The 13,204-nt window shown below is 61.9% G+C and carries 12 protein-coding genes; 3 read left to right on the forward strand and 9 right to left on the reverse strand.

Annotated elements, in window-relative coordinates:
- Nucleotides 1-71: 71 nt before the first annotated feature.
- Genes hydA through BLP23_RS19155 form a run of 3 tightly spaced genes read right to left on the reverse strand, consistent with a single transcriptional unit; the run spans nucleotide 72 to nucleotide 3,054 of the window.
- On the reverse strand, nucleotides 72-1,526 hold the full coding sequence (hydA, locus tag BLP23_RS19145) for a dihydropyrimidinase (RefSeq protein ID WP_092586419.1): 1,455 nt from the start codon (nucleotides 1,524-1,526) through the stop codon (nucleotides 72-74).
- Entirely contained in the window at nucleotides 1,523-1,804 is a 282-nt protein-coding gene (locus tag BLP23_RS19150) for a hypothetical protein (protein ID WP_092586420.1), read from the reverse strand. Before BLP23_RS19150 ends, hydA begins: the two co-directional genes overlap by 4 nt.
- Nucleotides 1,801-3,054, reverse strand: coding sequence for a Zn-dependent hydrolase (locus tag BLP23_RS19155; RefSeq protein WP_092586421.1), 1,254 nt, complete (start codon nucleotides 3,052-3,054; stop codon nucleotides 1,801-1,803). Before BLP23_RS19155 ends, BLP23_RS19150 begins: the two co-directional genes overlap by 4 nt.
- 291 nt (nucleotides 3,055-3,345) lie before the next feature.
- Between BLP23_RS19155 and BLP23_RS19160 the strand changes: the two genes are divergently transcribed.
- Nucleotides 3,346-3,990 (forward strand): TetR family transcriptional regulator C-terminal domain-containing protein, encoded by a 645-nt coding sequence (locus BLP23_RS19160; RefSeq protein WP_074069255.1) that lies wholly within the window; start codon nucleotides 3,346-3,348, stop codon nucleotides 3,988-3,990.
- A 19-nt stretch (nucleotides 3,991-4,009) separates the two neighbouring features.
- On the opposite strand, the gene BLP23_RS19165 is transcribed toward BLP23_RS19160, so the two are convergent.
- Nucleotides 4,010-5,518, reverse strand: a complete 1,509-nt coding sequence (locus BLP23_RS19165) for a GAF domain-containing protein (RefSeq protein ID WP_139187089.1) — start codon at nucleotides 5,516-5,518, stop codon at nucleotides 4,010-4,012.
- A 121-nt stretch (nucleotides 5,519-5,639) separates the two neighbouring features.
- Entirely contained in the window at nucleotides 5,640-6,539 is a 900-nt protein-coding gene (locus tag BLP23_RS19170; protein ID WP_092586423.1) for a LysR family transcriptional regulator, read from the reverse strand.
- A 102-nt stretch (nucleotides 6,540-6,641) separates the two neighbouring features.
- On the opposite strand from BLP23_RS19170, the gene BLP23_RS19175 reads away from it, so the two are divergent.
- Nucleotides 6,642-7,652: a zinc-dependent alcohol dehydrogenase family protein gene (locus tag BLP23_RS19175; protein WP_092586424.1), complete on the forward strand. Its 1,011-nt coding sequence runs from the start codon at nucleotides 6,642-6,644 to the stop codon at nucleotides 7,650-7,652.
- 44 nt (nucleotides 7,653-7,696) lie between these two features.
- Here BLP23_RS19175 and BLP23_RS19180 read toward each other — a convergent pair whose 3' ends face one another.
- Nucleotides 7,697-8,749: a magnesium and cobalt transport protein CorA gene (locus BLP23_RS19180; RefSeq protein WP_092586425.1), complete on the reverse strand. Its 1,053-nt coding sequence runs from the start codon at nucleotides 8,747-8,749 to the stop codon at nucleotides 7,697-7,699.
- A gap of 109 nt (nucleotides 8,750-8,858) precedes the next feature.
- Nucleotides 8,859-9,281, reverse strand: coding sequence for a rhodanese-like domain-containing protein (locus BLP23_RS19185; protein WP_092586426.1), 423 nt, complete (start codon nucleotides 9,279-9,281; stop codon nucleotides 8,859-8,861).
- A gap of 69 nt (nucleotides 9,282-9,350) precedes the next feature.
- Here BLP23_RS19185 and ftrA point away from each other — a divergent pair, with 69 nt between their 5' ends.
- Entirely contained in the window at nucleotides 9,351-10,340 is a 990-nt protein-coding gene (gene ftrA / locus BLP23_RS19190; protein WP_092586427.1) for a transcriptional regulator FtrA, read from the forward strand.
- A gap of 120 nt (nucleotides 10,341-10,460) precedes the next feature.
- On the opposite strand, the gene preA is transcribed toward ftrA, so the two are convergent.
- Entirely contained in the window at nucleotides 10,461-11,774 is a 1,314-nt protein-coding gene (gene preA, locus BLP23_RS19195) for an NAD-dependent dihydropyrimidine dehydrogenase subunit PreA (RefSeq protein ID WP_092586428.1), read from the reverse strand.
- A gap of 12 nt (nucleotides 11,775-11,786) precedes the next feature.
- The gene (locus BLP23_RS19200) at nucleotides 11,787-13,148 is read right to left on the reverse strand and encodes an NAD(P)-dependent oxidoreductase (protein WP_092586429.1); all 1,362 of its coding nucleotides are present in this window, start codon (nucleotides 13,146-13,148) and stop codon (nucleotides 11,787-11,789) included.
- Nucleotides 13,149-13,204 lie beyond the last annotated feature (56 nt).

Consider the following 13,204-nt stretch of genomic DNA (forward strand, 5'->3'; position numbering starts at 1 on the left):
CTCCCATTTTGTGGGGGAGATGTCACGAAGGGGCAGAGGGGGGTATCCCGCACGCTCGACATCCCTTCCGATCACACGCCGCTTGCCGGAATGCCGGTGCGCTCGACCTTGCGCGGCGCTGTGACTTCCTTCCAGGTCGACAGCGCCTTGCTGACGGCGGTGACCGGTTCGCGCTTGACGAATTCGCCATGGCCCTCGCGGGTCTTGATCGTGTCCTCTTCAATGGCGACGACGCCGCGCGTCAGCGTGTAGCGTGGTAGGCCGGTGACCTGCTTGCCTTCGAAGACGTTGTAGTCGATGGCCGACTGCTGGTTTTTCGAGGTGATGACCTTTGCGCGCTTCGGGTCCCAGACGACGAGATCCGCGTCGGCACCGACGAGGATCGCGCCCTTCTTCGGATAGATGTTGAGAATCTTCGCGATGTTCGTCGAGGTCACGGCGACGAATTCGTTCATCGTCAGCCGGCCGGTATTGATGCCATAAGTCCAGAGCATCGGCATGCGGTCTTCAAGGCCGCCGGTGCCGTTCGGGATCTTGGTGAAATCGCCGACGCCGAAACGCTTCTGGTCGGTCGTGAAAGCGCAATGGTCGGTCGCGACGACCTGCAGCGAGCCGGAGGCAAGGCCGGCCCAGAGGCTATCCTGATGCTGCTTGTTGCGGAAGGGCGGTGACATGACGCGGCGGGCGGCGTGATCCCAATCCTTGTTGAAATACTCCGTCTCGTCGAGCGTCAGGTGCTGGATGAGCGGCTCGCCATAGGCGCGGATGCCTTTCTGGCGGGCGCGGCGGATCGCTTCGTGCGCCTGTTCGCAGGAGGTATGGACGATATAGACGGGGCAGCCGGCCATGTCGGCAATCATGATCGCGCGGTTGGTCGCCTCGCCTTCCACTTCCGGCGGCCGGGAATAGGCGTGCGCTTCCGGGCCGTTGTTGCCTTCGGCCATGAGCTTTGCCTGCAATTGCGCGACGACGTCGCCGTTTTCGGCGTGGACCAGCGGCAGCGCGCCGAGTTCGGCACAGCGCCGGAAGGAGGAATACATCTCGTCGTCGTCCACCATCAGGGCACCCTTGTAGGCCATGAAATGCTTGAAGGTGTTGATGCCCTTGTCCTGGACGACGGTCTTCATCTCATTGAAGACCTGCTCACTCCACCAGGTGATCGCCATATGGAAGGAATAGTCGCAGTTGGCGCGGGTCGATTTGTTATCCCACATCGTCAGCGCTTCGAGTAACGACTGACCGGGCGAGGGCAGGGCGAAATCGACGACCATCGTCGTGCCGCCGGAAAGGGCAGCGCGCGTGCCGCTCTCAAAGTCGTCGGAGGAGTAGGTGCCCATGAACGGCATTTCGAGATGCGTATGCGGGTCGATGCCGCCCGGCATGACGTAGCAACCGGACGCATCCAGCGTCTCATTGCCGGAAAGGTTGGGCCCGATCTCGACGATCCTGCCGCCTTCGATCTTCACATCGGCCATGTAGCTGAGGTCGGCCGTGACGATGGTTCCGCCCTTGATGACTGTGCTCATTCTCCGAACTCCCTGGCGCTGCGCGGTGCCTGCGCAAGCTGTTTATCCAATGACTGGCGGTAGCGGATGCAACCGCGCATGAACTGGGGCCAATCCGGCACGATCTGGCCGCCGGTCGGTGAATCCGGCAGAAGCGCCCACATGTCGGGGTGATGCCAACAGAGCTCGTGCATGGACGTGTCCCGGTGGGTGCGGATCGCATGGCGCATGGCGCGGGCTGTCGAAAGCAATTCCGCACGCGTCATGGTATTCAGATCGGCATCCGCATCGGCCGTCATCTGACGATCTCCGCCGTCTCGGCAACGGCATGAAACAGCACGTCCGCACCAGCGGTCGCCCATTCCTTGGAAATCTCCTCCGCCTCGTTGTGCGACAGGCCGCCGACGCAGGGGCACATGATCATCGTCGTCGGCGCGACCTTGGCAGCCCAGCAGGCGTCGTGGCCGGCGCCGGAGATAAGGTTCATGTGGCTGTAGCCGAGCCTTTCGGCGGCGTCGCGCACGGCTGTGACGAGCTTCGGATCGAAGGTCACCGGTTCGAAATGGCCGATCGCCTCGATCGAACAGCCGACGCCCAGTGCATCGGTGATCTTCGGCGCTTCGGCCTCGATCTTGGCGCGCATGCGGTCGAGCTTTTCCTTGTCAGGCGAGCGGATGTCGACGGTAAAGATCACCTTGCCGGGCAGCACGTTGCGGGAGTTCGGCGAGAAAAACACCTGGCCGACGCCGCCGACAGCACCCGGCTGCTCGCTCATGGCGACCCCTTGGACCATCTCGAAGATGCGCGCCATGGCAAGCCCGGCATTGACGCGCATGTTCATCGGGGTCGAGCCGGTATGGGCCTCCCTGCCGGTCAGCGTGAATTCGAGCCACCACAGGCCCTGACAGTGGGTGACGACGCCGATCTGCTTCTCCTCGGCCTCGAGGATCGGACCCTGCTCGATGTGATACTCGAAATAGGCGTGCATCTTGCGGGCGCCGACTTCTTCGTCGCCGAGCCAGCCAATGCGCTTCAGCTCGTCGCCAAACGTCTTGCCCTCGGGATCCTTGCGGCCATAGGCATAGTCCAGCGTGTGAACGCCGGCGAAAACGCCGGAGGCAAGCATGGCCGGGGCGAAACGGGCGCCTTCCTCATTGGTCCAGTTGGTGACGACGATCGGGTGCTTCGTCCTGATGCCGAGGTCGTTCATCGTACGAACGACTTCGAGCGCACCGAGCACGCCGAGCACGCCATCATATTTGCCGCCGGTCGGTTGGGTGTCGAGATGCGAACCGACATAAACGGGGAGCGCATCGGGATCGGTGCCAGGACGGGTTGCGAACATCGTGCCCATCTTGTCGACGCCGACGGTCAGGCCTGCGGCTTCGCACCACGTGCGGAAGAGGCTGCGGCCTTCGGCATCGGAGTCCGTCAGCGTCTGGCGGTTATTACCGCCGGCAATTCCGGGGCCGATCTTTGCCATGTCCATGAGACTGTCCCAGAGACGGTCTCCGTTGACGCGCATATTCTCGCCTGGTGCTGCCACCATGTCTGCAATCCTCACCTGTTTTTTACGGTCATGCAAAGAACATGCGCCGTCTGTTCCCATCGTCAATTCCCAGCGCGCTTGTTTGTTTTGTTACGCTGGAAAATCGCCAGTTGCCTTTGTTTGGCATCTGACAGATAATTTGACCGATTGGTAAACATTACAGCTTCCCGCGCCGGGCTCAAGACGAAAATCAGGAAAAATTCAGACAAAATTGCAGGGAGTTGCTCAAAACGACGGCAGGGGGAGCCGTTTGACTGAAGCAGTTGAATTTCAAGGGGAAACGAGAGCCAGATGGCAATTCCGAGAGCAGCGAAGACGCAGCGGCGCACGCGGATCCAGGAGGAGAAGGAGGAGCAGATTCTGGAAGCTGCGCTCGATGTGTTTTCCGCCAGGGGTTTCCGCGGCTCGACGATCGACCAGATCGCAGAGGTGGCCGGCATGTCGAAGCCGAACCTGCTCTATTACTTCCGTACCAAGGAGGCGATGCACCGGGCGCTGATCGACCGCGTGCTCTATACTTGGCTTGAGCCGCTTCGCGCCTTCAATGCCGAGGGCAATCCGGAGACCGAAATTCGCAGCTACATTCGCCGCAAGCTGGAATTGGCGCGCGACTTTCCCCGCGAAAGCCGGCTGTTTGCAAACGAGGTGCTGCAGGGCGCGCCGCATATCGAGGACGAGCTGAAGGGGCCGCTGAAGCAACTCGTCGATGAGAAGGCCGAGGTCATCCGCGCCTGGGCGAAGGCCGGCAAGATCGCCAAATGCGATCCCTACCATCTGATCTTTTCGATCTGGTCGACAACGCAGCATTATGCCGACTTCGACGTCCAGGTGCGCGCCGTGCTCGGACAGGAGCATGCCGGGGCAGGGCGCTTCGAGGATGCGGCGCGCTTCCTCGAGCAGCTCTTCATCGGCGGGCTGATGGTTCGCCCGGCCTGACGCCCTCAGTCGTGCTGCCTCACCCGGTCAGGCGACGAACGGCTTCAAGCGTCACGCGAATCGTGTCCGCGACATGGCGTTCCGCCGCCGAAAACGGCAGCGATCGTCCGCGCATCAGTTCAGACCAGGCCTGGGACCTCTTGTGGAAGGCGAGGGCGTGGCTGTCGGCGTCGTGTTCTGCTGGCCTTGGCGAAGCGCCGGCCCGATGCGCCGTTCCTAGGATTTCCTGGCGGAAGAATACGATGTAATCGCCCGCTGGCTGCGAGGTCGAAATGGCCATCAGTCCGCCGATGTCGCCATTCAATTCCCCCTCGGGCCAGAGTTCGGCAATACGATCGGTCGCAAACACATGGCCGGATACCTTGCCGTTCAGCGTATCGATCAGCGCAGAGAATTGCTGCCGAGAGGGAGCGAGACCTGTCAGCGCCGTGCGGCCACCGATCGAGACGCCGATGCCGTCTGCGGGAATAGCGACGGCGAGCACTTCGGCCAGCCAGGCCGGATCATCGGTCAGGCCGGTATTGTCCGCAACGGCGGTCAACAGCCGTTCGACGATCTTTCGCGCCCCGGCTTCGAATTCCAGCGCCAGGCGGCACTGCCGGGTTTCGAGCCGCGAGGCGACCATCTGTGCGAAGTGTTCCGCCGTCAAGCGCCGTTCGAGGGGGAGCAGGCGGGCAGTATAATGATGGCAGGCAAACAGGCCCCAGAGCCTGCCATCCACGACGAGCGGAACCGAAAACGAGGCAGCGACGCCCATGTCCTTCAGATGGTCGATATGGCCCGACGGCGTCGCATGCAGGATCGACAGGGAGAGATCGATCGCCTGGCCGTGCTCGTCGAGTTCCGGCACGACCGGAACCGGAGCGGCATCGACATCGGCGATGATGCGGAAGAGATTGCGGGCATACAAGGCGCGTTCCTCGGCTGCAATGTCGGCGGCGGGAAAGTGAAGGCCAAGGAACGATCCTATGCCGGATCGCGCGGCTTCCGCCACGATTTCGCCGGACCCTTCGTCATCGAAGCGGTAGACCATCACGCGATCGAAGCCGGTAATCCCGCGCACTTGCCGGGCACTCTCGCGGAAAAAGGCTTCCAGAGTCTGCGCTTGGTCGATGCGCGCAATCATGGCGGGCATCGACAGCGTCGAGCTACCTTGGCCCTCGCGCTGCGACGGTTCGGCCTCGATGACGATCTCACCCTCGCTGCAGTGCAGAGCCACGTCGAAAATGGGGCCGCCATCCGCAAAGGCGATCCCGGACAGCCGCTCGATCATGACCGGACCTCGGATGACGGTCAGCCGGTTGCGGATCGTGTGGAGCGTCCTGGACATGATGATGCCGGAGAGTGGCTGCCGAAGCACGTGTTCGTAGCCTACGCCCAGAAACTCTTCGAGATTGGCCGACGCGCGCACGATTCTCCAGTCGGGGGAAGCCGCAAGCAGGAAACCGAAGGGCTGGATGGCGGCGCGCTCAAGGGTAGCTCCCCCGTCGCAATTCGTCAGGTCCGCACCATTGCAGGCTTTGCTCACGAGACAGGAGACTCCGGTTCCGTTACCCTTTTCGGCGTAACAAGGAAGGGAATATACGGCGGACACGCAGTATTTCCAGTGAATACACCAAAAAATTCAGAGGGTTCCGAGACTTTCTTCGCTAACTCATGAGAGCCGGGAGATTCGCAGCCAAGGTGTCGATCACGAGCCGAACCTTCGGCTGCATTGCAGGCGACTTTACCCAGACGACGTTGGCGTCAAAGGCGACAGCCGGCATATCCGTCAAGACCCGCTGAAGTTCGCCGGATGCAACGCGGTCCCGCACGAGCCAGCACGGCAGCCAGGCAAGTCCGACGCCTCGTGCCGCGGCGTCGGCGATGGTGGCAAGATCATCGAGCCGCAACCGCGATCGCGGCAACACCTGCCGGAAGGGTTCGGCGTTTGTCGGGAATATCCAGGTTCGGTTTCGATCCTGCCTCCCATAGACGATGCCGTCATGCATTTCGAGGTCTTCGAGCTTGGCCGGAATGCCGCGGCGTTCGAGATATCCCGGAGAGCCGCATACCGTCATGCGCTGCTGGGCGATGACGCGCACCATCAGGCCGGGATAGTCCCCGAGAGGGCCGTTGCGCACCGCAATATCGTAGCCGTCTTCGACCAGATCGACGATCCGGTCGTTGAAGGAAAGATCAAGTTCGAGATGCGGGTGTTCGTCGAGCAGTTTGATGAGTATCGGCGCCACACACTGACGGCCGAAAAGAACCGGCATTGTGACCCGCAGGCGCCCGCGCACCTCCCGCTTGCCGCTTTCAAGAAGCGCTTCGCCACGCGTGATCTCCTCGACCGCGCGCAGGCAGTGCTCGTAAAAGAACTGGCCTTCCTCCGTCAGGCTCTGCGCTCTGGTCGTGCGGTGAAACAGGCGCACGCCAAGCCTTTGTTCCAGCCGTGCGATCGTCTTTCCGACGGCTGAGCGCGTCAAATGGAGGCGCTCGGCGGCTGCGGAAAAGCCGCCTGCTTCCGCGACTTCGACAAACACCGATATGCCTTTGAGCTGTTCCATTATTGTATCCTTTATGGAAACATTTTGTGGAATTAATAACGCAACTGTCGATCAAATTTCAACGATATGCTTTGGGTCCGTCAACCGAATGGAGTGAGAAGAATGTTGGCAAAGCAATGGTCGATCGACGATATCGGACCGACGAATCTGATCGTGCGTGAATCGGCGGTCGAAGAGGCGATCGGCAACAAGGTGCTGGTCCGTGCCGAGGCCGTATCGCTGAACTATCGCGACAAGCTGGTGCTGGAAACCGGTATGGGTCTGCCGCTGCAGTTTCCGTTCGTTCCAGCATCGGACCTTGCCGGCGTGGTCGAAGCTGTCGGCCCCGGCGTCACGCGCTTCAAGCCGGGTGACCGCGTCATCACGACCTTTCTTCCCGGGCGCATCAACGGGCCGGGCCTCGGCGATGCCCGCCATCCGCCCTACAAGACGCTCGGCGGATATTATCCGGGTGTGCTTTCAGAATATGTGACCTTTTCCGAGGACTGGTTCGTTCACGCTCCCCAGACGCTCGATGCCGTTGAGGCGAGCACGCTGCCGTGCGCAGGTCTGACGGCTTGGTTCGCGCTCATCGAACTCGGCAGGCTGAAGGCAGGCGACAAGGTGGTCATTCAGGGAACCGGTGGGGTTGCGCTCTTCGGTCTTCAACTTGCCAAGATGCACGGTGCCGAAGTCATCATCACCTCGGCAAATGCCGAGAAGCTCGAACGTGCCCGTGCCCTCGGCGCCGATCATGGGATCGGCAGGGAGAATTGGGCCGAAAGCGTCCTCGAACTGACGGAAGATTACGGCGCCGACCATATCTTCGAAATCGCAGCCGGCGCCAATTTCGGCGAGTCCCTAAAGGCTGTGGCGGTCAACGGCCGGATTTCGGTGATCGGTGTCATGGATGGCTTCGATCTGTCTGCGCCGGTGCAATCGCTGCTATTGAAGTCGCCGACGGTACAGGGCCTTAGTGTGGGACACCGCCGCGCGCTGGAGGACCTGGTCCGCGCCGTCGATCGCACCGGCCTGAAGCCGGTGATCGACAAGCGCTACGCCTTCGATGAACTGCCAAAGGCGCTTCAGCACCTCGATCGCGGCCCCTTCGGAAAGATCGTCATCGAGTTTTGAGCCGGGTCCTCCCCTCCCGTCAGAGCATTCTGGCGGGAGCCTGGCTACAGCCACTTCGCCCGGCGGAACAAGGCGAAGAGCGTTATGCACAGGGTTGCTATTACGCCCAGCACCACGAAATAGCCGTACTGGAATTTCAGTTCCGGCATATCGTTGAAATTCATCCCGTAGATACCGGCGATCGCCGTCGGAACAGCAAGGATCGCCGCCCATGAGGCGAGCTTGCGGGCGATCGCCGTCTGTTCGGTCTGGCCGATCATCACGCTGGCTTCGAAGGCGAAGGCGAGGACTTCACGCAGCGCGTCGATATCCTCCTGGACCCGGCGCACATGGTCTGTGACGTCGCGAAACAGCGATTGAAGCGTCAAGTCCATACCCGGAAGGTCGATATGCTCATAGCGGCGACAGACGTCCACGAGCGGCACGACGGCATTGCGCAGCCGCAGCAGCTTGCGCCGCAGCAGGTAGAGGCGCTCGATGTCGACCTTTGTAAGCTGTTCGCGCAGCATCAGATCTTCGAGCATCTCGACTTCTTCCTGTACGACTTCGATCACCGGCATGTAGTTGTCGACGATGAAATCGAGGATGGAATAGAGAATGTAGTTCTCCCCATGGGCGAGCGCCGCTGGCGTCGCCTCGCATCGCTGCCGCACCGCCAGGTAAGAGGACGATGCGCCATGGCGCACGGAAACGACATAGCCCCGGCCGACGAAAAGATGAGTTTCGCCGAAGACGATTTCGCCGTCCTTCATGTGGGCGGTACGGGCAACGATGAACATGGCGTCGCCATAAATCTCCAGCTTCGGGCGCTGATGCGGCTGGGCAGCATCCTCGATCGCCAGTGGGTGGAGATTGAACTCGGCCTGTACCTGGTGCAGCAGCATCTCGTCTGGCTCGTGTAAGCCGATCCAGACGACCGCATTCTCGTGCGTTCGCCATTCGCTGGCCTCTTCTATCCCGATATCGCGGATGCGCTGTCCCTGCTGGTAAACGGCAGCTGCCACGACCCCCGGACGAGCAGAGGATGAGGATGCCGGCGCAACCGCGCCGGCTTCCGAGCGAGCAAAGGTGCTGTTCAGATTTTTGGTTCGTTCCAAACCGCTTATTCCTCCCGCTGCGGCATCCCCGGCCGATGATGCTCAAACGAAGAGAACCATAGCCCCATTTTTCGGAATACGCATCCGCAATAGCGTTAAAGGAGGTCAGTCACTCCGCGGCCATTGAGGCTTCGCCGTCGGTGAAGGTGAAGGTGAAGCCCTCGTCAGCCCAGCCGGTCATCCCGCCGATCATGACCTTGACGGAGAGGCCGAGCCGCGCCAGGCGCAGGGCCGCCTTGTCGGTGCCGTTGCAATGGGGCCCGGCGCAATAGACGACGAAGAGCGTATCAGCCGCCCACTCCGACATGCGGTGGGCGGTCATCTTGCCATGCGGCAGGTTGATCGCGCCCGGCACATGCGAGCGGGAATAGAGCGCCGGGGATCGAACGTCGATAAGGACGAAGTCAGCCTTGCCCGAGGAAATGGAGGCCTGGACGTCCCAGCAATCCGTCTCGAAGGCGAGCTTGCGGGCGTAGTAGGCGGCGGTTTCGTCCGGGGTGGCGGCGGGTGTTTCGCTGACGGAGCTCGGCATGGTCTTCCTTTCACGGTTCGAGTTGCCGCCGACCATCGCCGATGTTATGGCATAGCGAAATTGGCTTTAATGACGGTTAGCGTACAGATCATGCCAAATTCGCTCAGGCGCCCGCATGTCGTCGTGCTTGCCTATGACGGGCTATGCACTTTCGAATTCGGTATTGCCTACGAAGTCTTCGGTCTTCCGCGCCCGGAAATGGGCGAGGCCTGGTATCATTATTCGGTCTGCGGCGTCGAATCGGGGCCGCTGCGTGCTGCGGGCGGATTGAGTGTTTCAGTCGATCGCGGCCTGGAGGTTCTGGCCGAAGCCGATCTCGTCGTCGTGCCGGGCTGGCGGTCGATCGATGCGCCGGTGCCGGAGCCGTTGATCGATGCGCTGCGTCAGGCTCATGAGCGCGGTGTCCGTATCATGTCACTCTGCTCCGGCGTTGCCGTGCTCGCCGCGTCCGGTCTTTTGAGCGGCCGGCGTGCGACAACGCATTGGCGCTATGTCGCGGCGCTCGCAGCGCGCTATCCGGAGATTGCCTTCGATGCGGGCGTTCTCTACATGGACGAGGGCAGTATCCTGACGGCCGCGGGAAGTGCGGCCGGCATTGATCTCTGCTTGCACGTCGTGCGCGGTGATTTTGGCGCAGAAGCCGCAAACAGTGTGGCTCGCCGTCTGGTGCTCCCGCCGCATCGCGAAGGCGGGCAGGCGCAATTCATCACCTCGCCCGTGCCCGACGAGCGGGAGGGAATGCGGCTCGGGCCGCTGCTCGAATGGATGCGGGAGCGGCTTGACGAGGAGCAGTCGATCAGCCTGCTGGCGCAAAAGGCGGGCATGAGCCTGCGCACCTTCCAGCGCCGCTTCGAAAAGACCACGGGCCTCAGCGTCGGCGAATGGCTGCTCAAAGAGCGTCTTCGCCACGCCCGCGATCTCCTGGAAAAGGAACTCGCCGCATCCCTTGACGACATCGCTGCCACCAGCGGCTTCGGCACACTGGCGACGATGCGACATCATTTCCGCAAGCGGCTCGGGACAAGCCCGAGTGCCTACAGGAAGTCGTTCGGGGTATAGTTGCGGGGCGCGCAATTGCCCCTCACTCTCGCATGCGGGTCCTTCTCCCCGACTGCGGGGGGAAGGTGGCGGCAGCCGGATGAGGGCATCGCCGCAGTCTTGTCGGGTCGCGACCGTATTCTACTCTGCCGCCTGTCTTGCCATCGGATTGTTCGGGTGGGTCGTCCAGTTGGCGTAGTTCGGGTCGACGGGGCGGCCCGTGCGCTTATCAAGCGCGCCGGCGGGCAGGGGTTCCAGGGTGATGCAGTTTTCGACCGGACAGACGTTTACGCAAAGATTGCAGCCGACGCATTCGTCTTCCATCACCTCGAAATGGCGCACGCCGTTGACGAATTGCGTGATCGCCTGATGCGAGGTGTCCTCGCAGGCGATGTGACAGCGGCCGCATTTGATGCAGGCATCTTGGTCAATCTTCGCCTTGGCGACATAGTTGAGGTTCAGATACTGCCAGTCAGAGACGTTCGGAACGGCGCGGCCGGTGATATCGTCGAGCGACCTGTGGCCCTTGGCGTCCATCCAATCGGAGAGCCCGGTGATCATCTCCTGCACGATCTTGAAGCCGTAGGTCATGGCAGCGGTGCAGACCTGCACGTTGCCAGCGCCGAGCGCAAGGAACTCGGCAGCGTCGCGCCAGGTGGTCACGCCGCCGATACCGGAGATCGGCAGGCCGTAAGTTTCCGGATCGCGGGCGATCTCGGCCACCATGTTGAGCGCGATCGGCTTCACCGCAGGGCCGCAATAGCCGCCATGGCTGCCGCGGCCATCGATCGACGGTTCAGGAGAGAACGTGTCGAGATTGACCGCGGTTATCGAGTTGATGGTGTTGATCAGCGAGACGGCGTCCGTACCGCCGGCCTTGGCGGCGCGTGCCGGCTTGCGGATATCGGTGATGTTCGGCGTCAGCTTGGTGATGACCGGCATGCGCGTGTACTGCTTGCACCAGCGCACGACCATCTCGATATATTCCGGCACCTGTCCGACTGCGGAGCCCATGCCGCGCTCGGACATGCCGTGAGGACAGCCGAAATTGAGTTCGATGCCGTCGGCGCCGGTTTCCTCCACGAGCGGCAGGATCGCCTTCCAGGCGTCTTCCTCACAGGGAACCATGATCGAGGCGATCAGTGCGCGGTCCGGCCAGTTCATCTTCACCTGCTTCATTTCGCGCAGGTTGGTGTAAAGGTCGCGGTCGGTTATGAGCTCGATATTGTTGAGACCCAAGAGGCGGCGGTCGGCGCCCCAGATCGCGCCGTAGCGCGGGCCGTTGACGTTGACGACCGGCGGACCTTCCTCGCCGAGCGTCTTCCAGACGACGCCGCCCCAGCCCGCTTTGAAGGCGCGCTCGACGTTATAGGCCTTGTCGGTCGGCGGCGCAGAGGCGAGCCAGAACGGGTTGGGCGACTTGATGCCGACGAAATTGTTGCGGAGATCAGCCATTGTTCATTCTCCTCAAGCGACGGCGACGGCTGGCTGCGCACCGGCAGCAAGCGTACGATTGATGGATTCGGCAGCATCGCGGCCTTGCGCGACGGCAGATACAGTCAGGTCATCGCCGCCGAAGACGCAGTCGCCGCCTGCCCAGACGCCGTCGAGCGAGGTGCGGCCTTCGCCGTCGATGGCGATCCGGCCGGACTCCATGCGTAGCGAACCGAGACCGGATGTTTCAAAGGTCTGGCCGATCGCCTTGAAAATCTGATCGGCGGCGATGACCCCGGTTTCGCCGGTCGTGACGAGACGGCCGTTGGCGAGCTTGGTATACTCCACCTCGATCGCGGCGACCTTGCCGTCCTGCGACAGGATGGACTTCGGCGCCAGCCAGTGGCGAATGATGACACCCTTGGACGTCGCGAGGTCCTGCTCGAACTCCGAGGCGTTCATGTGCTCCTTGCCGCGACGGTAGCAAATCGTCACTTCTTCGGCGCCAAGCAGCTTTGCCTGAACTGCCGCATCGATGGCAGTCATGCCGCCGCCGAGAACGACGACGCGGCGGCCGATGGCAACGTCCGCCTTGTTCGCCGCCTGACGGAGACCGGCGATGAAATCGACCGCGTCATCGACACCTGGGAGGTTCTCACCATCGACGCGCAACGCATTGACACCGGCAAGGCCGATGCCGAGGAAGACGGCGTCGTACTTGGACTGCAGATCGGCAAGCGAGAAATCACGGCCAAGCTGCTGGCCGTGGCGGACTTCGATACCGCCGATCGAAAGCACGTAATCCACTTCCTTCTGGGCAAAGTCGTCGACGGCTTTATAAGTGGCGATGCCATATTCGTTCAGGCCGCCGGATTTCGACTTGCTGTCGTAGATGGCGACGTCATGGCCTTTCACCGCAAGGCGGTGAGCGGCGGCAAGGCCGGCCGGGCCGGCGCCGACAACGGCGATCTTTTTGCCGGTCGAGGCAGCGCGTTCATAAAACTGCCTGCCTGCCTGAATGGCGGTATCAGTCGCGTAACGCTGCAGGCGGCCGATCTCCACAGGCTTCTCCTCTGCGGTATTGCGCACGCAGGCCTGTTCGCAGAGCTCTTCGGTGGGACAGACGCGAGCGCACATGCCGCCCAGGATGTTCTGGTCGAAGATCGTCTTTGCCGAGCCGATAGGGTTGCCGGTTGCGATCTGCCGGATGAAGAGCGGGATGTCGATGGAGGTGGGACAGGCCGTCATGCACGGCGCGTCATAGCAAAAATAGCAGCGGTCGGCGGCGACCAGCGCCTCATGCTTGTCGAGGCGCGGATGCAGATCGGAAAAATTAGCCTCATACTCGGCGGTCGAGAGCCGGCCGGAATGAATCCCAGTTTCCAGTCGTTCCATTGAAGTTCCCTCATTATTGGTAAACGGCTAGTGAGGGAAAGCCTAACTCAGGATAA

The organism is Rhizobium mongolense subsp. loessense (assembly GCF_900099775.1).
Lineage (GTDB): Bacteria > Pseudomonadota > Alphaproteobacteria > Rhizobiales > Rhizobiaceae > Rhizobium > Rhizobium loessense.